The following is a 22,964-nucleotide window of genomic DNA, read 5'->3' on the forward strand; positions in this document are numbered from 1 at the left end:
CCCCCCACCCCCCCCCCCCCCCCTCGACCGGGGGTTACTTCTTGCGGCCGCCGGCGCTGGCCTTGAGGTAGTCGTGGTTGAGCCGGCCGATCACGTCGATCGGGATGCCCTTCGGGCACGCGGAGGTGCACTCGCCGGTGTTGGTGCAGCCGCCGAAGCCCTCCTCGTCGTGGGTCTCCAGCATGCTGACCACCCGGTCCCAGCGCTCGGGCTGGCCCTGCGGCATCAGCCCGAGGTGGGTGACCTTGGCGCCGAGGAACAGCGCGCCCGAGCCGTTCGGGCAGGCCGCGACGCAGGCACCGCAGCCGATGCACTCGGCGGCCTCGAACGCGCGGTCGGCGTCCGGCTTGGGCACCGGCGTCGCGTGCGCCTCGGGCGCGGTCCCGGTCGGGGCGGAGATGAACCCGCCGGCCGAGATGATCCGGTCGAACGCCGACCGGTCCACGACCAGGTCCTTGACGACCGGGAACGCCTTGGCGCGCCACGGCTCGACGTCGATGACCTCGCCGTCCTTGAACTTGCGCATGTGCAGCTGGCACGTCGTGGTGGCCCGCTCGGGGCCGTGCGGCGTGCCGTTGATGACCAGCGAGCACATGCCGCAGATGCCCTCGCGGCAGTCGTGGTCGAACGCCACCGGCTCCTCGCCCTCGGCGATGAGCCGCTCGTTCAGGACGTCCAGCATCTCCAGGAAGGAGGCGTCGGGGGAGATGTCGTCGATCTTGTACTCGACCATCGCCCCCTTGGTCCCGGAGCTCTTCTGGCGCCAGACGCGCAGTGTCAACTTCATTACTTGTACGACCTCTGGCTCGGCTTGCAGTAATCGAACTCGAGGGCCTCCTTGTGGAGGACGGGCCGCTCGTCCCGCCCGCCCCACTCCCAGGCGGCCACGTAGGCGAAGTTGTCGTCGTCGCGCTTGGCCTCGCCCTCCTCGTCCTGGCTCTCGGCCCGGAAGTGGCCGCCGCAGGACTCGGCGCGGTGCAGCGCGTCGATGACCATCAGCTCGCCCAGCTCCAGGAAGTCGGCCACCCGGCCGGCCTTCTCCAGTTGCTGGTTGAGCTCCTCGCCCGTACCGGTGACCTTGACGCGCGTCCAGAACTCCTCGCGCAGCGCCGGGATGAGCTCCAGGGCCTTGCGCAGGCCCTCCTCGGTACGTTCCATGCCGCAGTACTCCCACATGATGTGGCCGAGCTCGCGGTGGAACGAGTCCACGGTACGGTCCCCGTCGATCGACAGGAGCCGTTCGATCTGGTCCTTCACCCGGGTCTCGGCCTCGGCGACGGAGGCCTCGTTCACCGGCGGGAGCTTCGTCTGGGCGATGTAGTCGCCGACGGTGTTCGGCAGGACGAAGTAGCCGTCCGCCAGGCCCTGCATCAGCGCGGACGCGCCGAGGCGGTTGGCGCCGTGGTCGGAGAAGTTGGCCTCGCCGATCACGAACAGGCCGGGGATGTTGGAGCGCAGGTCGTAGTCGACCCACAGGCCGCCCATCGTGTAGTGCACGGCGGGGTAGATGCGCATCGGCGTCTCGTACGGGTTCTCGCCGGTGATGCGCTCGTACATCTCGAAGAGGTTGCCGTACTTGGCCTCGATGGCCTTGCGGCCGAGCCGCCCGATCGCGCCGGCGAAGTCGAGGTAGACGCCCAGGCCGCCGGGGCCGACGCCGCGGCCCTCGTCGCAGACGTTCTTGGCGGCGCGGGAGGCGATGTCGCGGGGGACCAGGTTCCCGAACGAGGGGTAGATGCGCTCCAGGTAGTAGTCGCGCTCGTCCTCGGGGATGGCGGACGGCTTGCGGTCGTCGCCGCCCTTCACGGGCACCCACACCCGGCCGTCGTTGCGCAGCGACTCCGACATCAGCGTCAGCTTCGACTGGTGGTCGCCGCTGACCGGGATGCAGGTCGGGTGGATCTGGGTGTAGCAGGGGTTGGCGAAGTACGCACCGTGCTTGTGCGCGCGCCAGGACGCGGTGACGTTGGAGCCCATCGCGTTGGTCGACAGGAAGTAGACGTTCCCGTAGCCGCCGCTGGCCAGCACCACCGCGTCGGCGGTGTGGTGCGAGACCTCGCCGGTGATCAGATTCCGCACGACGACGCCGCGGGCGCGGCCGTCCTCCATGATCAGGTCGAGCATCTCGTGCCGCGCGTGCAGCTCCACGTTCCCGGCGTCGACCTGGCGCATCAGCGCCTGGTACGCGCCGAGCAGCAGCTGCTGGCCGGTCTGGCCGCGGGCGTAGAACGTCCGGGAGACCTGGGCGCCGCCGAACGAGCGGTTGTCGAGCAGGCCGCCGTACTCGCGGGCGAACGGGACGCCCTGCGCGACGCACTGGTCGATGATCTGGGTGGAGATCTCGGCCAGCCGGTGCACGTTCGACTCGCGGGACCGGAAGTCGCCGCCCTTGACCGTGTCGTAGAACAGCCGGTACACGCTGTCGCCGTCGTTGCGGTAGTTCTTGGCGGCGTTGATCCCGCCCTGCGCGGCGATCGAGTGGGCGCGCCGCGGGCTGTCCTGGAAGCAGAACTGGACGACGTGGTAGCCGGCCTCGCCGAGGGTGGCGCCGGCCGAGCCGCCGGCCAGCCCGGTGCCGATGATGATGATCTTCTTCTTGCGCCGGTTGGCCGGGTTGACCAGCTTGGCCTCGAACTGGCGGGTGGTCCAGCGGTCCCCGATCGGGCCCTCGGGGGCCCGCTCGTCGGCGACCGGATCGCCCGACTTGTAGAAAGTGTCGGTCATGTTCAGTTCACCCATCCGAAGGTGACGGCGAGGGGCACGGAGATGAAGCCGACGGTGATCACGGCGGCGACCGTTCCGGCCAGGATCCGCAGTGCGCGCTCGTTGGCCGGGGTACGCAGGCCGAGCGTCTGGAACGCGCTCCAGAGCCCGTGCCGCAGGTGCAGGCCGACCAGCAGGACGGCCAGGACGTAGAAGGCGGTGACGGGCCAGCGGGACGTGTCGAAGCCCTCGACGACCCGCTGGTACGGGGTGGCGTCCGGGCCGCCCCCGTTGACCACCAGGAACGTCATGTCCAGCAGGTGCCAGATGATGAACAGCAGGATGACGACGCCGCCGTACCGCATCGTGTGGACGGCATAGCCCTGCGCGTGCGACTTCTTCTTGGAGTGGTACTTCTCCGGCCGCGCCTTGGAGGCGCGGCGGGCCAGCGATACCGCCGACCACATGTGCAGGACCACCGCGATGGCCAGCACGACCTCGGTGAGCGTCAGTACCGTCCGGTGGGGGACGGCGGGCTCGCCGATCGTCCGCAGCCAGTGGGCGTAGTGATCGAAGCTCTCCGCCCCGTAGAAGACCTTGAGGTTGCCGAACATGTGCGCCAGGAGGAACAGCACGAGGATGCCGCCGGTGACGGCCATCACGGCCTTCTTGCCGACGGTCGATCGATAGATCGCAGGTATCGCTATAGCCACGACCTGCACGCTACGTCTGCCCTGGTCAGCAGATCCAAGTCATCGGCGCACTGGTTTCCATAGCCTCCGGCTATGACCCAAGCGGATCGGGCATTACGGTCACTTGGGGACGTTCGTCGTGGTGAGAGACCTCACACCAAGATCAGGAACTGTCGGGGCCGCCGGATCGCCCGCCGGATCACGATGCCGCGCCATCGCGGGAGAGCAGCAGGACCGCCAGGTCGTCGGTGAGGGCGTCGCCGTTGAGCTCCTCGACCTCGCCGACCAGAGTGTCGATCAGGCCCCGGCCGGTCGCGCCCCGGTGGCGCGCCTTGCGTGCCAGCCCGACCAGCCCTTCGGTGCCCAGCCGGGCCGGGCCCTGGCCGGTCCGGCCCTCGATGAGGCCGTCGGTGTAGAGCATCAGGCTCCACGACTCGCCCAGGTCGATCTCGGTCGTCGGCCACTCGGCGCCCGGCACCAGGCCCAGCGCCGGGCCGTGCGCGTACTCCGGCAGCGCGGTCACCTCGCTCGTGCCGCCGTCGCCGCCGTCCCCGCGGTTCTCGCGGAACAGCAGGGGCGCGGGATGGCCGGCCAGGTGCATCCGGGCGGTCCGCAGCGACGGCGCGATCGTGATCATGCACAGCGTGGTGAAGATCTCCTCGCTGCGCCGCTCGTGCCCGAGCACCGTGTCGAGCGTGCCGAGCAGCTGCTCGCCGGTGTGCCCGGCCAGCACGAGCGTCCGCCACGCCATCCGCAGCTGGACGCCCAGCGCCGCCTCGTCCGGGCCGTGCCCGCAGACGTCGCCGATCATCAGGTGGACGGTGCCGCCCTCGGTCTGCACCGTGTCGTAGAAGTCGCCGCCCAGCAGCGCGCGGCGGCGTCCGGGCCGGTAGCGGGTGTGGTGCCGCAGCCCCGGGTCGTCGATCAGCGGTACGGGCAGCAGGCCGCGCTCCAGCCGGGCGTTCTCGCGGCCCAGGATCCGGGCCTCCACCAGCCGGCGCTCGGTCTCCTCGGCCCGCTTGCGCTCGATCGAGTAGCGGATCGCGCGGGCCAGCAGCGGCCCGTCGACCTCCTGCTTGACCAGGTAGTCCTCGGCGCCGGCCGCGACCGCGCGGACGCCGAGCCGGGTGTCGTGGAAGCCCGTCAGCACGACCACGGCGGCGTTCTGGGAGATCGCCAGGACCTCCCGCAGCCGCTCGACCGGATCGTGGTCGTCGGGCGCGGACAGGTCGACGATGATGCACTGGGTACGGCGGGTCACCGAGCGGCGGGCGGCGGCCAGGCTCTCGGCCACCGTCATCCTGATCTCCAGGCCGCTGTCGGCGAGCATCTTCTCGACCAGGAAGACGTCCCCGGGGTCGTCGCCGATGAGGAGCAGGTCGATCCTGTCCTCGGCCCCAAGGGCGACGGCATGCGAACGATGGCTGATGGTGCTCACAGGGCTTCCGAAGTGTCGGTCGGGCGGCGGCACTGGCAACGGGCGGATCCGCGGATCCCGGCGGCGGGCGCGCCGCTCGCGGGCTCATGGGACCGGACCGCGCCGGGGCAGCGGCGTTTGCCTGGCCGCCTGGTTCCCGGCTCATGGAGCGGAGATGCAACGCTCCGTACGATCCGACCTTATCGTCTCCGATCACGATCGCGCATCCCCGGGCCGCCGCCGCGTGCCCGGCGGCCGCCGGAAAACCTGTCGAACTTCCGCCTCGCCCGTGCCTAACCTTCGGTCCGTGAAGCCGTTGCCGGTCGAAGATCCCGGCGAACCCGATCATCGGTCGCCGGCGCGCTACCTGCTCTGGCTGGCCCGTACCCAGGTGCGCAGCATCACAGCCGGCGCCGCCCTCGGGACCATCTGGATGCTCAGCCAGGCGCTGATGCCCGCCGTGATCGGCCGCGCCATCGATCAGGGCGTGGCGGCCAAGGACTCCGGTGCCCTGCTGTCCTGGGCCGGAGTGCTGCTCGGCCTGGGCGTCGTCCAGGCCGCGTCCGGCGTGACGCGGCACCGGTTCGCGGTGTTCAACTGGCTGGCCGCCGCGTACCGGACCGTCCAGGTCGTGACCCGCCAGGCGACCCGCCTCGGCTCGACCCTCCCGCGGCGCCTCAGCGCCGGCGAGGTGGTGAGCGTCGGAGTCGCCGACGTCGCCCACATCGGGGACGCGATGGACATCCTGTCGCGGGGCTCGGGCGCCATCGTGGCCGTCGCGGCGATCCTGCTGGCCTCCTCGCCGCCGCTGGGCCTGGTCGTGCTGATCGGCGTGCCGCTGATCCTGGCGCTGGCGGCGCCGCTGCTGCGCCCGTACCGCGAGCACGAGCAGCGCCAGCGGGAGCTGGCCGGCGAGCTGAACACCCAGGCCACCGACCTGGTGGCGGGCCTGCGCGTGCTGCGCGGCATCGGCGGCGAGCGGCTGTTCGCCGGCCGCTACCGGGCCGAGTCCCAGCGGGTACGGGCGGCGGGCGTGGCGGTGGCGCGGGCCGAGTCCAAGCTGAGCGGGGCCGAGGTCCTGCTGCCCGGGCTGCTGATCGCGCTGGTCACCTGGCTGGGCGCGCGGTTCGCGGCGGCCGGGACGATCAGCGTGGGCGAGCTGGTGGCGTTCTACGGGTACGCCGTGTTCCTGATCCATCCGCTCAAGACGGTGGGCGAGGCCGCCGGCAAGCTGACCAAGGCGCATGTGGCGGCGAGCCGGGTGGTCACGGTGCTCGGGCTGCGGCCCGAGGTGGCGCTGGCGGGCACGTCCCGTCCAGCGCCGGGCGGCGAGCTGGTGGACGCGGCGTCCGGGCTGGTCGTACGGCCCGGACGGCTCACCGCGATCGCGGCGAGCGACCCGCGCGACGCGCAGGCGATCGCCGACCGGCTCGGCCGGTACGCCGACGGGGACGTGACGTACGCCGGGACGCCGCTGAGCGAAATCGCCGAGCTGCGCGCGCACATCCTGCTCGCGGTCAACGAGGACCACCTGTTCTCCGGGCCCTTGGCGGACGGCCTCACCACGCCGGGCACCGGCGAGGACGCGCTGGAACGGGCGGTCCGGATCGCGAGCGCCGAGGACATCATCGCCGCGACCGGCGCGGACGCCCATGTCGCCGAGGCGGGCCGGGAGTTCTCCGGCGGCCAGCGGCAGCGGCTCCGGCTGGCCCGCGCGCTGGCCGCCGGGCACGAGGTCCTGATCATGGTGGAGCCGACCAGCGCGGTCGACGCCCATACCGAGGCCCGGATCGCCGAACGGCTGGCCACGGCCCGCGCGGGCCGTACCACCGTGGTGTGCACCACCAGCCCGCTGATGCTGGACCGGGCCGCCCACGTCGTCTACGTCGAGGACGGAACGGTGATCGCCGAGGGATCCCACCGGGACCTGCTGGACACCGAGCCGCGCTACGCCGCCACCGTCACGCGCGGTGAGGAGCAGCCCACAGGGGCACGGGACGGGACCGTCCGGGAGGAGGTGGCGAGCCCGTGAGCACCGAGATCCTGCCGATCGCGACGACCCGGCAGGTACGGGCGTACGCGCGGCGGCTGGCGCTGCGCCACCCGCGCGCGCTGCTGGGCGCGCTGGCGCTGCACGCCTCGGCCGCCATCGCCGGGCTGGTCACCCCGTGGCTGCTGGGCAACCTGGTGGAGGGGGTACGCGGCGGCGACGCGAGCATCGACTCGGTGGGCCTGGCCATCGCGGCCTTCGTGATCGTCCAGGGCGTGCTGCTGCGCTACGCCCACCTGGCGTCCGCGGTGCTGGGCGAGAAGGTCCTCGCCGAGCTTCGCGAGGAGTTCGTCGAACGGGTGCTGGCCCTGCCCCTGTCCACGGTGGAACGGGCCGGTACGGGCGACCTGGTCAGCCGAACGTCCCGGGACGTCGCCGCCCTCGCGACCAGCGTCCGGTACGCGATGCCCGAGACACTGATCGGGATCGTCGCGACCGTCCTGACGATCGGCGCGCTGATCCTGACAGGCCCGCTGGTGGCGCTGCCCTGCCTGATCGCCGTACCGCTGCTGTGGGGCGTGATGCGGTGGTACCTGAAACGGGCCGTCCCGGGCTACCTGCGGGAGAACGCCACGTGGGCGGAACTCACCGACGGACTGGCCGAGACCGTGCAGGGCGCCCGTACCGCCGAGGCCCTGGGCCTGGAGGCCCGCCGCAACCGCCGCGGTGACACCGACATCGCCCGTTCCTACGCGGCCGAGCGCTACACGCTGCGGCTGCGCACGGTGCTGTACCCGGTGATCGAGATGAGCTTCGTGCTGCCGGTCGCCGCCACGCTGGTGATCGGCGGGCTGTTCTACATCAACGGGATGGCCACGCTGGCGCAGGTGACGGCCGCCACGCTGTACGTCCAGCAGCTCATCGGACCGGTGGAGATGCTGCTGCATTGGATGGACGAGCTCCAGATCGGCTCGGCCTCGCTGGCCCGCCTGCTGGGGGTCGGCGACGGCACGGACGACAAGCCCGCGTTGGACGCCCCGCGAGCCCCGTCCAACGGCGAGGAACGCCTGACCGCCCGCGACGTCCGCTACGCGTACCGGCCGGGCAAGGACGTCCTGCACGGCGTCGACCTGGACCTTCGTCCCGGCGAACGGCTCGCCATCGTGGGGCCGTCCGGTGCCGGGAAGTCGACGCTGGGCCGCCTGCTGGCCGGGATCGACGCGCCGCGTACCGGCTCGGTGACGGTCGCGCCCGGCGACGTCCCGCTCGCCGACCTGCCGCTGGACGAGCTGCGCGGCCATGTCGCGCTGATCACCCAGGAGCACCACGTCTTCCGGGGCACGCTCCGCGAGAACCTCCTGATGGCCCGCGAGGACGCCACCGCCGACGCCATCGAGTCGGCCCTGCGCGCCGTCGAATGGGACGGCCCCGGCCTGGACACCACCGTCGGCACCGGCGGCGAGCCGCTCTCGCCCGCCCAGGCCCAGCAGCTGGCGCTGGCCCGGCTGATCCTGGCCGACCCGCACACCCTCGTCCTGGACGAGGCCACCTCGCTGCTGGACCCGCGTGCGGCGCGCCGCCTGGAGCGCTCGCTCGCCGCCGTCCTCGACGGCCGTACCGTCGTGGCCATCGCGCACCGGCTGCACACCGCGCACGACGCCGACCGGGTCGCGGTGGTCGAGGACGGCCGCGTCAGCGAACTGGGCACCCACGACGAACTGATCGCCGCCAGCGGCTCGTACGCAGCCCTCTGGTCAAGCTGGCAGCAACGTTGACTCGTGGCGTGTTCGCCCCAACGCGGCGGCGAGAAGGCGAACACGCCACGAGTCAACGGGGTGGGGATCAACGGGGTGGGAGGGCCTTCTTGAGGTAGTCGACCTGGAAGTGGAGGAGGTTCTCCGCCACGATCTCCTGCGGGGTCATGTGGGTGACTCCGGACAGGGGCAGGACGGTGTGGGGACGGCCTGCGGCCAGCAGGGCGCTGGACAGGCGGAGGGTGTGGGCGGCCACCACGTTGTCGTCGGCCAGGCCGTGGATCAGGAGCAGCGGACGCTCCAGGCGGCCGGCGTCCTTGATGAGCGAGTCGGCGGTGTAGCGCTCCGGCTCCTCGTCGGGGTCGCCCAGGTAGCGCTCGGTGTAATGGGTGTCGTAGAGCGTCCAGTCGGTCACCGGCGCGCCCGCCACGGCCGCGTGGAAGACGTCGGGACGGCGCAGCACCGCCAGGGCCGCCAGCCAGCCGCCGTACGACCAGCCGCGGATGGCCACGCGCTTGAGGTCGAGCGCGCCGGGGTGGCGGCGGGCGGCCTCCTCCAGGGCGGCCACCTGGTCCTCCAGTACGGGACCGGCCATGTCGCCGTGGATCGCGCGCTCCCAGGCGGGACCGCGCGAGGGCGTGCCGCGCCCGTCGGCGATGACGACGACGAAGCCCTGGTCGGCGAGCCACTGGGCCTCGTAGTAGGCCCGCCGTACGGCGAGGACGCGCTGGGCGTGCGGGCCGCCGTACGGGTCCATCAGGACCGGCAGGCGCCCGTGGCTGGGCTCCCAGCCGGTGGGCAGGACCACGGCGGTACGGAGTTCCCGCTTGCCCGCGCGCAGCAGCTCGACCCTGGGCGTGAGGTCGGGGGTCTCGGCCTTGGAGGCGATCTCCCGTACGCCGGAGGGGCCCCGGACCTCGACCGAGACTCCCGGACGGTCGAACCGGGAGCCGGTCAGCACGGTGACCTCGCCCGAACGGGTGCCGCCGAACACGCCCTGGCCCTCGGTCAGCCGGACCGTACGGCCGTCGGCGCCGTCGTACGACCACACGTGCTGCTCGGTGGGCTCCTCCGTACCGGTGAAGAGGACCCTCTCGCCCTCGACGCCGAGGACCGAGCGCACCTGGAGGCCGCCGGGCGTCACGGGCTTGCCGCCGACGGTGAGCCGGCGGGTGTCGGTCCCGGCGTCATCGACGTGCCAGACCAGCTCGCCGGAGCCGGTACGGGCGGGCAGGCCGGGGACGATCTCGGTCCAGATCGCGTCGTGCACGGTGTGCAGCAGGCTGGTCGCGCCGTTGGACGGATCGACGGCGAGCGCCCGCTGGGTGCGCTGGTCGCGGGACTGGACGACGATCAGCAGGCCGTGCCGGTCCCAGACGGCGGTGACCACGTACGGGAACTGGCCCCGGTCCCAGGCGACCGCGACCCGGCCGCCGTCGACCTTCGCCAGGGCGAGGGACACGATCGCGTTGGGCGTCCCCGCCGCCGGGTAGGCGACCTCACTGGCCGGACGGTCGGGATTGGCCGGGTCGGCGATCGTCCAGCGCTGGACGGGGGTCTCGTCCACCCGCGCGACCAGGAGCGTTCCGCCGTCGGGCGACCACCAGTGACCGCGCATCCGGCCCATCTCCTCGGCCGCGATGAACTCCGCGAGGCCGTACGAGACCTGGTCGCTCTCGGGCGTGATGAGCGCCCGGTCCGTCTCGTCGCCGATGGCCTGGAGCGGCAGAACGTGGATCGTCCGGCCGGAAACGTAGGCGACCCGCCGGCCGGCCGGGTCCAGGCGTGGGTCGAACACCGGCGTCTCGGCGGCCAGGGCACGCACCCTTCCCTGCTCCGCCGGAGACCGCAGGTCGGCCACGAACAGCTGCCCGGCGAGCGTGAACACCGCCTGCCGGACCTCGCGGTCCACGGCGTACCCGACGATGCCTCCGGCCTGCTCCCGCGCGCGCTCGCGGCGGGCCCGCTCCTCGGGCGGCAGTTCGGTCTCGCCCGGTACGTTCAGCGCGGCCGGGTCGGCGATCAGCCGCTCCTCGCCGGTCGCGACGTCCAGCGTCCACAGGCAGGTGACCGGGTCGTCGCCGGCCTTGGTCCGCAGGAAGGCCACGAACGAGCCGTCCGGCGCGATCTGGAAGGCGCGCGGGACACCGAGGGTGAACCGCCGCGTGCGGGCGCTCTGCCGCGGATAGCTGATGCTCATGGCATCCGAGTCTGCCAGCATGGCCCCGTGGGTACCGCGAGCGCCCGCGATCGGGAACCGCCGGAGATCGCGGCCGGGCTCGCGTAAGCTCGAAAACTTCTCCCCTTTCATTACATCACCGTCATAACGTCATCGCGGGTACGAAGGAGTGGTCCATGCCGGAGCTGCAGCCGGGAGATCCTCGGCGGCTGGGTTCGTACGAACTGCTCGAACGGCTTGGCGAGGGCGGGCAGGGCGTGGTCTACCTGGGGCGCAACGCCGCCGGGGAACAGGCCGCGATCAAGCTGCTGCGCGCCGATCTCACCGAGGACGCCTCCGCCCGCAACCGCTTCGTCCGCGAGGCGCAGGCGGCCAAGCAGGTCGCCCGGTTCTGTACGGCGCAGGTGCTGGAGGCCGATGTCGCCGGCGACCAGCCGTACATCGCCAGCGAGTACGTCCCGGGCAGGTCGCTGCACAAGCAGGTGATCGACGACGGCCCGATCACCGGTGCCGCGCTGGAGCGGCTGGGCATCGGCACGCTGACCGCGCTGGTGGCCATCCACCAGGCCGGGATCGTGCACCGCGACTTCAAGCCGCATAACGTGATCATGGCCCCGGACGGGCCGCGCGTGATCGACTTCGGCATCGCCCGGGCCCTGGACATCGGCCAGACGGCCGCCACCAAGGCCATCGGCACGCCCTCGTACATGGCGCCCGAGCAGGTGGCCGGTGCCACGCTCACCGAGGCCGTGGACGTGTGGGCCTGGGCCACCACGATGGCGTTCGCCGCGACCGGCCACCCGCCGTTCGGCGACGACACCGTGGTCGCGGTGATCAACCGGGTGATGAACGAGCCGCCGTCGCTGGTGGGCCTGCCGCCCGACCTGCACCGGCTGCTCTCGGCCGCATTGATCAAGGAGCCGGAGCGGCGGCCCACCGCGCAGCAGTTGATGATGACGCTGATCGGCGCCGGACCGGCCGGGCAGACCGCGATGGACGACCCGACCCAGGCCACCTCGCTGCTGGCCGAGGGCGAGCACCGGGCGGCCGGCCCGCCGATGTCGACCCAGCCGGTCGGCCGGACCCGCGCGATGGGTCCGGTCGGGGTCCCGCCGGGGCCGCCGATCCCGCCCGCGTACGGGCACGACCCGCGCCGCGCCAGCGGCTACCGCGACTGGGAGCCCGAGCGGAAGTCCAAGTGGCCGATCGTGGCCGCCGTCGGCGCGGTCGTCGCGCTGGCGCTGGTGGTGGGCCTGGTGTTCGCCTCGGCGGGCGGCGACGATCCCGGCGGTGACATCACGACGCCGCCGGTGACCACGTCGGAGTCGACGACCGACGAGGAGACCGAGCCCACCGAGCCGGAGACCGAGCCGACGACGCCGCGCCCGAGGCCGACCGAGCCGACCAGGGAGCCCACCACGACGCGGCCGACGACCCCGACCAGCGAGCCGACCACCTCCGAACCGGAGACGACCCCGCCGACCTCCGAGGAGCCGCCCGGTGGTGGCGGCGGTGGGGACGACGGCGGCGGTGGCCCGGTCGGCGGCGATCGCCCTGGCGGGGACTAGGGCGGCGGCGGGCCGGGAGGGCGGTATCCCGAGCGCCCTCCCGCTCTGAGTAGGCTCTGACCATGAAGGAGCCGCGGATCCTGTTCGTCCACGCCCATCCGGACGACGAGTCCATCGGGACCGGGGCCACCATGGCCAAGTATGCGGCCGAGGGCGCCCATGTCTGCCTCGTCACCTGCACGCTGGGCGAGGAGGGCGAGGTCATCCCGGATGAGCTGCGCCATCTCGCCTCCGACAAGGAGGATCGGCTCGGCGAGTACCGCATCGGCGAGCTGGCCGAGGCGTGCGCCGCGCTCGGTGTGACCGACCACCGCTACCTGGGCGGCGCCGGCCGCTGGCGCGACTCCGGGATGATGGGGGCCGCCAGCAACGACCATCCCCGGTGCTTCTGGCGGGCCGAGCTGGACGAGGCCGCCGGGGAGCTGGTGAAGGTCATCCGCGAGGTGCGGCCGCAGGTCCTGGTCACCTACGACGACCGCGGCAACTACGGCCATCCCGACCACATCCAGGCGCACCGGGTCGCGTGGCGAGCCTACGAACTGGCCGCCGACCCCTCCTATGTGGTGGACGGCGAGTCGGTCCGTGGTGAGTCGGCAAGCGGTGGATCGGTCAGTGGCGGCGAGTCGGCCGGTGGCGGCGAGCCCTGGCAGATCGGCAAGTTCTACGCCTACGCGACGCCCCGTACCGTGCTGGCGCGGGCGATCGCGGTGATGCGCGAGGCGCGGCTGCCGTTCGGCCGGGTGGCGGGCCTGGACGAGCTGGGCTCGGGCGTCCCGGACGGCCAGGTGACCACGGTGGTGGACTCCCGTGCCCACCTGCCGGCCAAGCTCGCGGCGCTGCGCGCCCACCGCACCCAGATCGTGGTCGCGCCCGAGGAGGTGGGCCCGTTCTTCGCCCTCTCCAACAACCTGGGGCAGCAGGCGTTCGGCACCGAGTACTTCATCCTGCTCGCGGGCGAGCGCGGCCCGGCCCCGGCGGGCGGCCGCGAGAACGGCCTGTTCGCCGAGCCGGCCCCGCCCGCTCCGCCCGTACCGCCCCGCCCGTGACGGGCCTCATGACCTCGGACGCCTCCGATGCCTCTGATGGCTCCGCGGCCGCGGACGGGCCCGCCGAGGGGCCGCTGGACGCGTTCGTCGCCGGGGCCGCGTACACGGCGCTGGGGCTGCTCGGGGCGCTCCTCGGGCTGCTCGGCTCGTTCGCCCATACGTGGACGGTCGGTGCCGTCCCGGTCGCGGGAATCGCCCTGATCGCGGCCAACTTCGCCGTGGTCAGGCTGGCCGGCTGGGGGATGGGCGGCCGGCTGGGCGCGGCGGTCCCGATGCTGTGCTGGTCGGCCGTCGCCGTCCTGATGTCGGTACGGCGCAGCGAGGGCGATCTGATCATCCCGGGCACCGATGCCGGTTACCTGTTCATCGTGGGCGGCCTGGTCGCGGGCGTGATCGCGGTGTCGCTGGTTCCGGCGCGGCGGCCCCCGGGCGACTGGCTGACCGGCGGCCTCGCCCTCAACCGGGGCTGAGGCCCCGTGGTCAAGGTGAGGCACGTGGTCAAGGTGAGGCGGTCGTGAACCCTGAGCCCGATTCCTCGCGGCTGCTGCGGCAGGTGGCCGGCCGGTTCGCCACCGGTGTCACGGTGGTGACCACGATCGCCGGCGGCGCCGACCGCGCGATGACCGTGAACGCCTTCACGTCGGTGTCGCTGGACCCGCCGCTGGTGCTGTTCTGCGTCGAGAAGATCGCGCGCTTCCACGATGTGGTGACGCGCTCGGGGACGTGGGGCGTGTCGGTGCTGGGCGAGAGCCTGCGGGACGCCTCGAACTGGTTCGCCACGCGCGGGCGCGACCTGGACGGCCAGCTGTCCGGCTGGGAGCACCATCGCGGGCCGGCCACCGGCGTCGCGCTGTTCTCCGGTGCCGTGGCGACGCTGGAGTGCCGGACGTACGCCGTCCACGAGGCCGGTGACCACAGCATCGTGGTGGGGGAGGTCGTCGCCCTGGACGTCCCCGACCCGGACGGCCGCCCCCTGGTCTTCTACGAGGGCGGCTACCGCACCCTCCAATGAGCGGCGGGCCTCGGATCGGAGGGCTTAGTCCGTGCCGGCTCAGTCCTTGAGTGCGATCTCCAGCTGGTCCAGGGCCCAGTCCAGATCCGCCGGCTCGATCACCAGCGGCGGCGCCAGCCGGATCGTCGTCTCGTGGGTCTCCTTGGCCAGCACGCCCAGCGCCATCAGCCGCTCGCTGACCGGACGGGCGAGCCCGTGCAGCTCCACCCCGGCCCACAGGCCGCGGCCGCGTACCTCCCGTACGAGATCCGACGACAGCGCGCCCAGCCGGCGGTGCATGTGCTCGCCGAGCGTACGGGAACGTTCCTGGAACTCGCCGGTCTTCAGCATGGCCACGACCTCGCGGCCGATCGCGCAGGCCAGCGGGTTGCCGCCGAACGTCGAGCCGTGCTGGCCGGGCTTGAAGACCCCGAGCACGTCGCTGTCGGCCACGACCGCCGAGACCGGCATGATGCCGCCGCCCAGCGCCTTGCCCAGGATGTAGACGTCCGGGACGACGTTCTCGTGCTCGACCGCGAACGTGGTGCCGGTACGGCCCAGCCCGGACTGGATCTCGTCGGCGATCATCAGGGCCCCGCCGGCCGTGCACAGCTCCCGTACGGCGCTGAGGAAGCCGCTGGGCGGCACGTTGACCCCGGCCTCACCCTGGATGGGCTCGATCAGTACACCGACCGTGTGCTCGTCCATGGCCGCGCGCAGCGCCTCGGCGTCGCCGTACGGAACGGTCCGGAACCCGGGCGTGTACGGGCCGTAGGAGTCCTTGGCGTCCGGGTCGGTGGAGAAGCTGACGATCGTGGTCGTCCGGCCGTGGAAGTTGCCCTCGAACGTGATGATGTTGGCGAGCCCCGCCGGGACGCCCTTGACCTCGTAGCCCCACTTGCGGGCGGTCTTCAGGGCGGTCTCGACGGCCTCGGCGCCGCTGTTCATCGGCAGCACCATGTCCTTGCCGCACATCTCGGCGAGCTCGGTCACGAACGGCCCGAACTGGTCGTGCTCGAACGCCCGGCTGACCAGTGTCACCCGTTCCAGCTGGCGCCGTACGGCCTCGGTGAGGCGGGGGTTGCGGTGCCCGAAGTTGACCGCGGAGTACGCGGCCAGCAGGTCGAGATAGCGCCGCCCCTCGACATCGGTGACCCAGGCGCCCTCGGCCTCGGCGATCACGATCGGCAGCGGGTGGTAGTTGTGCGCGCTGTGCTCCCCCGAGAGGGCCCGCAGCTGGTCGGTCAGGCTCACGACGCTCCTTCCGGCGGTTCAGGGATCAGCGTATGTTCGGGATCGGCGAACGACCAACGGGCAAAGTGGACTCAGGGGGAGCGATCCATTGCGTCTTGACGAGCTGGACCGGCGAATCGTTGCGCAGCTCCTGGAGCACGGCCGCGCCTCGTACACGCAGGTCGGCGACCAGGTCGGGCTCTCGGCCCCGGCGGTGAAGCGGCGGGTCGACCGGCTGCGGGCCGACGGCGTCATCACCGGCTTCGCCGCGATCGTGGAGCCGGCCGCGCTGGGCTGGACGACCGAGGCGTTCATCGAGATCTTCTGTACCGGGGCGACCTCGCCGGAGGAGATCTACTCCAGTATCCGCAAGCATCCCGAGGTCGTCGCCGCGTACACCATCAGCGGTGACGCCAGCGCGCTGGTGCATGTGCGGGTCCGCGACATCCAGCACCTCGAGCAGTGCCTGGAACGGCTGCGCCGCGAGGACAACATCACCGCGACCAAGACCGCGATCGTGCTGTCCCGCCTGATCGGCCGCCCCATCGACACCCCGGCCGCGGACTAGAGGCGGCTAGGGAGCCGCGAGAAGGCTAGAGCAAGAACGCGAACATCAGGACCAGGACGAGGATCCCGAACGCGCCGCCGCCGATGGCGAGCGCGATGGCCAGGTCGTTGCGGTAGCTGCCCATGATGGGCGGGCCGTTCGGAATCGTGGCAGGGGGCCCGGCGGGCGGGAAGTGCTGCTCGGGCGGCAGCGGGACCGCGAAGTTGGGCCTGACCTGCTGCCTTGCCGGCGCAGGCGCCGGTACGTTCGGTACGTCCGGCTTGGTGAGCCGCACCCTCTCTCCGGCCTCTGGCTGTGCGGGCACATCGTCCTGCGGCTTGGGAGCGACCTCTCGTACGGCCTCCGGGACCGCCTCGGGAGGGGCGCCGGGCTCGTAGGCGGGCAGCAGCGCGGAGATCTCGGCCGGGAGCCAGTCAGGGCCGGGCGGGCCCTCCTCCAGCTCCGCGATGATCGCGGCCGGCTCCGGACGGTCGTCGGGCTCGGGGGCCAGGCAGCGCTCGATCAGCCCGCGCAGCTCGTCCGGGCATCCGCTGAAATCCGTCGGGTCGAAGTGGAACGGCCTGGGGAACTTGCCGTGCCCGGTCGCGGCGTACAGGGCCACGTTCCCGAGCGCGAACACCTCGCCGGCGGGGGTGGTGGGGTGTTCGAGCGACCCGAAGTCGGTGAGGCGCGGCCCGCCGGCGGCCAGCAGGATGTTGGACGGCCGGAGGTCGCCGTGGACGAGGTCCGCTTCGTGCAGGGAGCGAAGCGCTTCGGCGATGGCGGCCACCAGCGCCCGGACGGCCGGAACGGGGAGCGGGCCGACCTCCGCGACCGCGTCCTCCAGCGTGGGCCCTGCCACGTACTCCGCCGCCACCCAGGGCAGCTGCCCTTCCGCGTGCCCGTCGACCACCCGGGCGAGGTAGGGACCGCGGGCGCGCTGCGCACCGGCGATCTCCTGCTTGAACCGCCGCCGGAACGCGGCGTCCCCGGCGAACCGGTCCCGGATCACCTTGATCGCCAGCGGCCGGCCGCTCTGCGTGGTGCCCAGATGGACCCGGCCGGTCCGGCCCTCGCCGATCCGGGCCAGCACCCGGTAGCCGCCGATCAGCGGAGGGTCACCGGGCCCGGGCGGCTCGAACACGGTGCCGGACCGGATGGGCTGCATGGCGACCTCCTGGTTGAGAAGAACGTTCTACCGAAGATCACCCGCCGCTGCCAGGCGCGAGCCGCCACGGCGGCCGCCCCTGGCCCCGTCCGGCCGGTTACCTACCGGTAAGCTCTGCGGGCATGGACTTCGCGACCGCCGACCTGATCGACGAATTCGGAGCCGAGCTGCAGAGCTGCGAGACGCAGTTCCGGGCGTACGGGGCGCGCGGGCGCTTCGCCGGCCCGGTCTCGACCGTACGCTGCCTGCGCGACAACGGCCTGGTGAAGAAGCTGCTCAACACCCCCGGCGAGGGGCGCGTCCTGGTCGTGGACGGCGCGGGCTCGCTGGGATCGGCCCTGATGGGCGACCTGATCGCCGCCGCGGCCGTCCGTAACGGCTGGGCCGGCGTCGTGATCAACGGCGCGGTACGGGACGTCGCCACGCTGCGCACCCTCGATCTCGGCGTCAAGGCCCTGGGCTCCAACCCGCGCAAGAGCGCCAAGGACGCGGCAGGGGAGACCGACGTCCCGGTCACGTTCGGCGGCGTGGAGTTCCGTCCCGGCGACCACCTCTACAGCGATGAGGACGGCATCGTCACCGCCCGCCGCGCCCTTCTCTGAACCCACGCGCGCGCGGGCCGCCGCCGTCGGAGTCCCCGGGCCTCGGCCTGTCGGGAGGTGCCAGCGCGGCCCCGGCAAGATCGTCCAACTCGGCCATTGCCGGGCGGAAGGGAGCTGTCTAGCGTCCAGCCCATCAACCGAAACAGGTGAGACATGGGCCTCAAGAAGACGCTCCTGGTGCCGCTCGCGGCGATGCTGACGCTCTCCCTCGCGGTCGCCCCGGCCACCGCCCAGCAGCGCACCCCGGTGCCCGAACCCACCAAGAACTCCTGGCAGATGCGGCACTGGCCGCAGACCCAGCCGTGGCAGCGCGACCAGCCGGTGCGCACGTACGCGGCGGGCGCGCCCAGGCCGGTCGACCCGCAGAACTACGAGCTCCCCGACACGATGACCTGGGACGACTACAGGAAGATCCCGGGCACCTCGTGGGCGGACCCGTCCCGGAAGGGATCGATCAAGAACTTCAAGGGTGCGGTGGTCCTGGTCGACTACCCCGACCAGGAGTTCGTGGTCACCCAGGCCAAGAACTCGACGCTCTTCGGCAATCCCAGCGAGATCGGGGACGTACCGCGCGACCAGGTCGCGCAGTTCTACCAGGACTTCCTCAACAAGCCCCAGAAACTCAACAACGGGCACTCCCTGCACGAGTACTGGATGGAGGACTCTGCCGGCCGGTACGGGGTCGACCTGAAGGCGTACGGCGCGTACCGGATGCCGGCCAAGGACCACGAGTACGGCGTGGACGGCATGCAGGGCGGCACGGGCTGCCCGGCCGGCGACACCTGCAACCGCAACATCCGTACGGACGCGCGGGCCGCGTGGATCGCCGACGTGGGGGAGGAGACGGCCGCGCAGTACGACTTCGTCTTCTTCCTCTCGGCCGGCCAGGACGAGTCGTCCACGTGGCAGGAATTCGGGCAGATGAAGTTCAACACCAAGGAGGACGTGACGCCCGAGTGGGGACCGCAGGACCCGAACCTTCCCAACTGGGTGCAGACGCGCTACGTACCGTGGACGTCATGGGCGGCAGGCTCGACCATCTGGCCGAACGCCACGTCAGGGAGCTCGACCCAGGCGGAGAGCTCCGGAATGGGCGTCTTCGCGCACGAGTTCAGCCACATCCTCGGGATCGGCGACAACTACAACAACCCGTACGGGATCCCCGCGCGCCGCTCGTACTCCGGTCCCTGGGAGATGCTGAGCCGCGGCAGCTTCAACGGCCCGGGCGGGCCGCACAGCCGGTGGATGATCCCGGCGACCGGCGGCGCCTCCATGGGCGCGCAGCACATGCTGCGCAACAAGCTCAAGCTCGGCATCGTCGACCCTGACCACGTCCTTCAGCTGAACCGCGACACGCTCGCCGCGACCGGGATGGTGGTGGCCAAGGTGACCGCGCGCGCCGCCGACCCCGGCAAGGGCGGCCTCGCGGGCATCAACCTGAAGCTGGGCGAGGGCGGCGACAAGAGCCCGACATGCGATACCGGCACGGACCCCACCTGTGACGGCGGCGGGTACGACAACTACACGGTCGAGGTCGTCGACCGGATGGGCTTCGACTCGTTCACCCCGGACTCGGGCGTGCTGCTGGCCAAGACCAAGGACCAGGACAGGGCTCCGTTCATCTGGGTGAAGGACGCCAACCCGCAGGACATCGACAAGGTCGATTTCGTCCTGCCGAACGGCACGCCCCAGAAGATGACGATCGGCGACTACCGGCAACTGTCGGACGCGCTCTACCACGCGGGCAAGGACTCGGGCAGTGAGTTCGAGTACGTCGACAAGGCCAACCGGCTGCACTTCTACGTGCTCGACCTCAAACGCGACAGCAAGGGCGTCCTGTCGTACACGGTCGCGATCCGTTCGCTGGACGGCGCGGGCGCACAGCGGCGCGGCGTCCAGGTGAACAATGGCAAGGCGACCGCCGCGGGCTCCGGCTGGGTCAGGTGCACCGTGCCGCTGCGCAACTCCGGCAAGGGCGGCAGCGGGCGCTACGCGTCGGACGTGTACCGCCTGACGGCCTCGGTCTCCGGCCAGGGCTGGCAGACCCGCGTACCGAACGAACTGGCCACCGCCCAGGCGGGGGCGCGCACGTCGGTGGAGGTCTGGGCCAAGCCGGGACCGGGCGCCGACCGCAAGGCGCGGCTGCAGGTGAAGGCCACCTCCGAGAGCGACCCGGGCAAGACCGACACCGGGACGTGCCGGCTGGGCTGACCTTGTCGGCCCTGCCGAACCTGCCGAACCTCTGCTGAAGCGCGGCCGCCTGAGTCGCCGTTTCGGTACGGCCCCCGTCGTGGTCTCCACGGCGGGGGCCGCTTTACGACGCCTTATTGGACCATCGGTTTACCACCGAGACCGAATCGTTATTGCACATCTTTTATGCCGACTCGGGCGGATCTGTCCGCCTCGCTCGCGCTGACCTTTGCCGATCTCCACCAGCGATGATGTCATCGCAAAGCGTGATCTTGGGCGAAAAGTCCCATGGTGTTAGGTTCCATGATCGCCTGGGAGGTGATCAGTGAACGTCCGCCACCTGCTCGCCCTCGCCACTCCGCTGGTGCTGGTGTCGGTCGGAACCCCTGCCTATACGTACTTCGCGGCCGCGAAGACCGCGAAGGTGGAGGCCTCTTCGGCGGCGGCGGCCCCGGGCAAGCCGCCTTACGTCCTCAAGGCGGGAAACGGTCCCGGCGGTGCCGTGCTCAACGGGATGGCCATGAATCTGCGGACCACTTCCGTTAAGGACGTCCTCGCAGGGAAGGGCGACCACAGGGGCAAGTGGGGCGGGGACTGCGGCGGCGCGGCGAAGGTACCGGCGGGCTCGAAGGTGTTCTGTTTCAACGCCGCGGACACCGGCACGCAGGAGTGGTACCCGCAGGGCGTCACCAGCGTCTCCGATGCCCAGCCGGACGAGACATGGGGCTCGGCCAAGCCCCTCATGGTCGGCTGGTACGACCGGGACAAGAAGGCACCGCACAAGAGCATGCGGGTCACCTTCGTCAACACCAAGAGCAACGCGTACAAGCACGTCCTGCTGGTGTGGCCGTACCAGGACACCCGGGGCCGGACCACGTACGAGCCCATCGGAACCAGTGGCTCCGACAAGGGCGTCCACGCGGGTGGGATCGCTTGGTACGGCAACCGCCTCTATGTGGCCGACACCGGTACGGGACTGCGCGTCTTCGACATGCGCCAGATCTTCGACCTAGGCAAGAGCGAGAACGGCGCGACCACGCATCCCGGCCTGGTGGGCCTGCACGGCAAGACGTACTACGGCCATGGCTACCGGTACGTGATGCCGCAGGTGCTCTCATACGTCCCGGCCAAACGAACGGGTGCCTCATGCACAGGGAACGGAACCCCCAGCCATTCGTGGCTCACCATCAACCGCACGGGCGATGACAAGCTCGTCACGGGGGAGTCCTGCCCGAACGGTAATGGCCGGGTGGCCCAGTTCCCCTTGGAGAACGGCTCGAACACGGGCGATCTGGTGAGCAACGGTAAGGGAGAGGTCCTCCCCGCCACGGTCGCCAAGCTCCCAGCGTCGTACATCCAGGGCGGAGCCACTTCCAATGGCACGTGGTGGTTCACCCGCAACGTCCCACCGGAGGAGCGGCCGTACCCACCGGGCGAGAACAAGAACCAAGGCGAACTCGTTCAGGCCCGGTGGTCGAGCGACTTCGAGGAGGTCAAGCGCCAGACCATCTCGTACGGCCCGGAGGACCTGTCCTGCTGGCGCGGTACCGATCAGATCTGGACGCTCGCCGAGCACGCCGGGCAGCGTGCCCTGTACGGGATGACGCGTTCAGAGTGCTGAGGCGCTGACACGGAGTTCCGTGCCCGCGGCCACCTCGTTCGTACGGAGAATGGACCGCCGGTGCATCGAGGCACCCAGCGCCACAGTGCCCAGCGCCGCCACGGCCATTCCGGCACCGACCCAGGCAGCGGAACGGTAACCGAACCCCGCACCGATGACGAGTCCTCCCAGCCATGGCGCGAGGGTGTTGCCGACGTTGAACGCAGAGGTGATCGTGGCCCCGGCCAGCGTACGGACCTCACCCAGGTTCGCGTACACGCGGACGCTCACCGCAGGGTTGGTCACCAGCCCGAACGCGCCGAGCAGCGGTACCAGCACGATGACCACGACGGGGTTGGTCGCCGCAAGCGCGATACCGGCCGAGGCGAGCACGACTCCCGTCATCCCCACGGTCAGTGCACCGAACGGGTGCGCATCGGCGATCCGCCCACCGATCGTGATACCGATCAGCGACCCGACACCGAACAGTGCGAGAACGGCCGGAACCGATCCCTCGGGCAATCCCGTCGTGTCCGTGAGCATGGCCCCCAGGTAGCTGAAGGTCGCCATCATGGAACTGAAGGTCAGGGCACTCGTCGCGTACGCGACCCACAGCCCCGGGTTCGCCATGCTGCGCAACTCGTCCCGCAGCCCAGGAATGCTCGCCGCGTCCTGCCGGCCCCTAGGGAGCGCATAGGCGATGCCCACCATCGCCACCGTGGACAGCACCGCGACCGTCCAGAACGCCGACCGCCACCCCAGGAACTGCCCCAGGAACGTGCCCCCGGGAACGCCCAGCACCGTCGAGACCGTGATCCCGCCGATGACGATCGCGACCGCCCGTCCCTTCACCGCGTCGGGTACCAGGTCCACGGCCGCGACCACCGCCACGCCGAAGAACCCGGCACTCGCGAACGCGCCGATCAGCCGCGTCGCGAACAGCACCTCGTAGCCCGGTGTCAGCGCGCCGATCACATGCATCAGCACGAAGACCCCGAGGAAGGCCAGCAGCGCCGTACGCCGGGGCAACCGCAGCGTGGCCATCGCCAGCACCGGCGCGCCGGCCACCATCCCGATCGCGTACGCGGAGATCAGCAGCCCCGCCGTGGGCACCGACACGCCCAGCTCGGACGCCATCGCGGGCAGCAGCCCGGCCAGCATGAACTCCGAGGTCCCCTGCGCGAAGATCGCGAACCCCAGTACGTAGATCGCCCCAGGCATGATCCGACTCCTATTCTGTATCGTTCAGTCCAAAACTTGCGAAAAAAAAAGGGGGCCCTCGCG

The 22,964-nt window shown here is 71.4% G+C and carries 18 protein-coding genes; 10 read left to right on the plus strand and 8 right to left on the minus strand.

Features of this window, described 5'->3' with window-relative positions; all coding sequences use genetic code 11:
• Positions 1 to 34: 34 nt before the first annotated feature.
• The 4 genes from ACH34Q_RS23520 to ACH34Q_RS23535 all read right to left on the minus strand — a co-directional run bounded on the left by ACH34Q_RS23520 (position 35) and on the right by ACH34Q_RS23535 (position 4,833).
• On the minus strand, positions 35 to 787 hold the full coding sequence (locus tag ACH34Q_RS23520; protein WP_395985188.1) for a succinate dehydrogenase/fumarate reductase iron-sulfur subunit: 753 nt from the start codon (positions 785 to 787) through the stop codon (positions 35 to 37).
• Positions 787 to 2,724: a fumarate reductase/succinate dehydrogenase flavoprotein subunit gene (locus tag ACH34Q_RS23525; RefSeq protein WP_395985189.1), complete on the minus strand. Its 1,938-nt coding sequence runs from the start codon at positions 2,722 to 2,724 to the stop codon at positions 787 to 789. The genes ACH34Q_RS23520 and ACH34Q_RS23525 overlap by 1 nt, the downstream gene beginning before the upstream one ends.
• A 2-nt stretch (positions 2,725 to 2,726) precedes the next feature.
• On the minus strand, positions 2,727 to 3,416 hold the full coding sequence (locus ACH34Q_RS23530; RefSeq protein WP_395985190.1) for a succinate dehydrogenase cytochrome b subunit: 690 nt from the start codon (positions 3,414 to 3,416) through the stop codon (positions 2,727 to 2,729).
• A gap of 178 nt (positions 3,417 to 3,594) precedes the next feature.
• Positions 3,595 to 4,833, minus strand: a complete 1,239-nt coding sequence (locus ACH34Q_RS23535; RefSeq protein WP_395985191.1) for a PP2C family protein-serine/threonine phosphatase — start codon at positions 4,831 to 4,833, stop codon at positions 3,595 to 3,597.
• Positions 4,834 to 5,119: 286 nt separating this feature from the next.
• Here ACH34Q_RS23535 and ACH34Q_RS23540 point away from each other — a divergent pair, with 286 nt between their 5' ends.
• Both ACH34Q_RS23540 and ACH34Q_RS23545 read left to right on the plus strand, forming a co-directional pair.
• Positions 5,120 to 6,844 (plus strand): ABC transporter transmembrane domain-containing protein, encoded by a 1,725-nt coding sequence (locus ACH34Q_RS23540; protein WP_395985192.1) that lies wholly within the window; start codon positions 5,120 to 5,122, stop codon positions 6,842 to 6,844.
• A complete protein-coding gene (locus ACH34Q_RS23545) occupies positions 6,841 to 8,577 on the plus strand; it encodes an ABC transporter ATP-binding protein (protein ID WP_395985193.1) in 1,737 nt (578 codons plus the stop codon). The genes ACH34Q_RS23540 and ACH34Q_RS23545 overlap by 4 nt, the downstream gene beginning before the upstream one ends.
• A gap of 67 nt (positions 8,578 to 8,644) precedes the next feature.
• Here ACH34Q_RS23545 and ACH34Q_RS23550 read toward each other — a convergent pair whose 3' ends face one another.
• Positions 8,645 to 10,756 (minus strand): prolyl oligopeptidase family serine peptidase, encoded by a 2,112-nt coding sequence (locus ACH34Q_RS23550; protein WP_395985194.1) that lies wholly within the window; start codon positions 10,754 to 10,756, stop codon positions 8,645 to 8,647.
• Between the two features lie 155 nt (positions 10,757 to 10,911).
• Between ACH34Q_RS23550 and ACH34Q_RS23555 the strand changes: the two genes are divergently transcribed.
• The 4 genes from ACH34Q_RS23555 to ACH34Q_RS23570 all read left to right on the plus strand — a co-directional run bounded on the left by ACH34Q_RS23555 (position 10,912) and on the right by ACH34Q_RS23570 (position 14,361).
• Positions 10,912 to 12,303: a serine/threonine-protein kinase gene (locus ACH34Q_RS23555; RefSeq protein WP_395985195.1), complete on the plus strand. Its 1,392-nt coding sequence runs from the start codon at positions 10,912 to 10,914 to the stop codon at positions 12,301 to 12,303.
• 62 nt (positions 12,304 to 12,365) lie between these two features.
• Positions 12,366 to 13,349 (plus strand): N-acetyl-1-D-myo-inositol-2-amino-2-deoxy-alpha-D-glucopyranoside deacetylase, encoded by a 984-nt coding sequence (gene mshB / locus ACH34Q_RS23560; RefSeq protein ID WP_395985196.1) that lies wholly within the window; start codon positions 12,366 to 12,368, stop codon positions 13,347 to 13,349.
• Complete coding sequence (locus tag ACH34Q_RS23565) at positions 13,346 to 13,819, plus strand: DUF6113 family protein (protein WP_395985197.1); 474 nt, start codon at positions 13,346 to 13,348, stop codon at positions 13,817 to 13,819. The genes mshB and ACH34Q_RS23565 overlap by 4 nt, the downstream gene beginning before the upstream one ends.
• A gap of 44 nt (positions 13,820 to 13,863) precedes the next feature.
• Complete coding sequence (locus tag ACH34Q_RS23570; RefSeq protein ID WP_395985198.1) at positions 13,864 to 14,361, plus strand: flavin reductase family protein; 498 nt, start codon at positions 13,864 to 13,866, stop codon at positions 14,359 to 14,361.
• A gap of 39 nt (positions 14,362 to 14,400) precedes the next feature.
• Here the strand turns inward: ACH34Q_RS23570 and rocD are convergent, their stop codons facing one another.
• Positions 14,401 to 15,594: an ornithine--oxo-acid transaminase gene (gene rocD / locus ACH34Q_RS23575; protein ID WP_395985199.1), complete on the minus strand. Its 1,194-nt coding sequence runs from the start codon at positions 15,592 to 15,594 to the stop codon at positions 14,401 to 14,403.
• Between the two features lie 88 nt (positions 15,595 to 15,682).
• Between rocD and ACH34Q_RS23580 the strand changes: the two genes are divergently transcribed.
• Complete coding sequence (locus tag ACH34Q_RS23580) at positions 15,683 to 16,141, plus strand: Lrp/AsnC family transcriptional regulator (RefSeq protein ID WP_395985200.1); 459 nt, start codon at positions 15,683 to 15,685, stop codon at positions 16,139 to 16,141.
• 25 nt (positions 16,142 to 16,166) lie between these two features.
• On the opposite strand, the gene ACH34Q_RS23585 is transcribed toward ACH34Q_RS23580, so the two are convergent.
• Positions 16,167 to 17,288, minus strand: a complete 1,122-nt coding sequence (locus ACH34Q_RS23585) for a protein kinase (protein WP_395985201.1) — start codon at positions 17,286 to 17,288, stop codon at positions 16,167 to 16,169.
• Between the two features lie 122 nt (positions 17,289 to 17,410).
• Between ACH34Q_RS23585 and rraA the strand changes: the two genes are divergently transcribed.
• The 3 genes from rraA to ACH34Q_RS23600 all read left to right on the plus strand — a co-directional run bounded on the left by rraA (position 17,411) and on the right by ACH34Q_RS23600 (position 21,701).
• On the plus strand, positions 17,411 to 17,890 hold the full coding sequence (gene rraA, locus ACH34Q_RS23590) for a ribonuclease E activity regulator RraA (protein ID WP_395985202.1): 480 nt from the start codon (positions 17,411 to 17,413) through the stop codon (positions 17,888 to 17,890).
• Positions 17,891 to 18,043: 153 nt separating this feature from the next.
• On the plus strand, positions 18,044 to 20,101 hold the full coding sequence (locus ACH34Q_RS23595; protein ID WP_395985203.1) for a M6 family metalloprotease domain-containing protein: 2,058 nt from the start codon (positions 18,044 to 18,046) through the stop codon (positions 20,099 to 20,101).
• 304 nt (positions 20,102 to 20,405) lie between these two features.
• The gene (locus ACH34Q_RS23600; protein ID WP_395985204.1) at positions 20,406 to 21,701 is read left to right on the plus strand and encodes a hypothetical protein; all 1,296 of its coding nucleotides are present in this window, start codon (positions 20,406 to 20,408) and stop codon (positions 21,699 to 21,701) included.
• Here ACH34Q_RS23600 and ACH34Q_RS23605 read toward each other — a convergent pair.
• Positions 21,690 to 22,901 carry a Cmx/CmrA family chloramphenicol efflux MFS transporter gene (locus ACH34Q_RS23605; RefSeq protein WP_395985205.1) on the minus strand — a complete coding sequence of 404 codons (1,212 nt, stop codon included), beginning with the start codon at positions 22,899 to 22,901 and terminating at the stop codon, positions 21,690 to 21,692. The genes ACH34Q_RS23600 and ACH34Q_RS23605 overlap by 12 nt on opposite strands.
• Between the last annotated feature and the right edge of the window lie 63 nt (positions 22,902 to 22,964).

The sequence above is a fragment of the Actinomadura sp. 9N407 genome, from assembly GCF_044326315.1.
In the GTDB taxonomy this organism is placed as follows: Bacteria; Actinomycetota; Actinomycetes; order Streptosporangiales; family Streptosporangiaceae; genus Spirillospora.

Bases quoted from the DNA above. Each gene is read 5' to 3' on its own strand.
- ACH34Q_RS23520 (WP_395985188.1), bottom strand. From the start codon at position 787: ATGAAGTTGACACTGCGCGTCTGGCGCCAGAAGAGCTCCGGGACCAAG.
- ACH34Q_RS23525 (WP_395985189.1), bottom strand. From the start codon at position 2,724: ATGACCGACACTTTCTACAAGTCGGGCGATCCGGTCGCCGACGAGCGG.
- ACH34Q_RS23550 (WP_395985194.1), bottom strand. From the start codon at position 10,756: ATGAGCATCAGCTATCCGCGGCAGAGCGCCCGCACGCGGCGGTTCACC.
- ACH34Q_RS23555 (WP_395985195.1), top strand. From the start codon at position 10,912: ATGCCGGAGCTGCAGCCGGGAGATCCTCGGCGGCTGGGTTCGTACGAA.
- mshB (WP_395985196.1), top strand. From the start codon at position 12,366: ATGAAGGAGCCGCGGATCCTGTTCGTCCACGCCCATCCGGACGACGAG.
- ACH34Q_RS23585 (WP_395985201.1), bottom strand. From the start codon at position 17,288: ATGCAGCCCATCCGGTCCGGCACCGTGTTCGAGCCGCCCGGGCCCGGT.
- rraA (WP_395985202.1), top strand. From the start codon at position 17,411: ATGGACTTCGCGACCGCCGACCTGATCGACGAATTCGGAGCCGAGCTG.
- ACH34Q_RS23595 (WP_395985203.1), top strand. From the start codon at position 18,044: ATGGGCCTCAAGAAGACGCTCCTGGTGCCGCTCGCGGCGATGCTGACG.
- ACH34Q_RS23605 (WP_395985205.1), bottom strand. From the start codon at position 22,901: ATGCCTGGGGCGATCTACGTACTGGGGTTCGCGATCTTCGCGCAGGGG.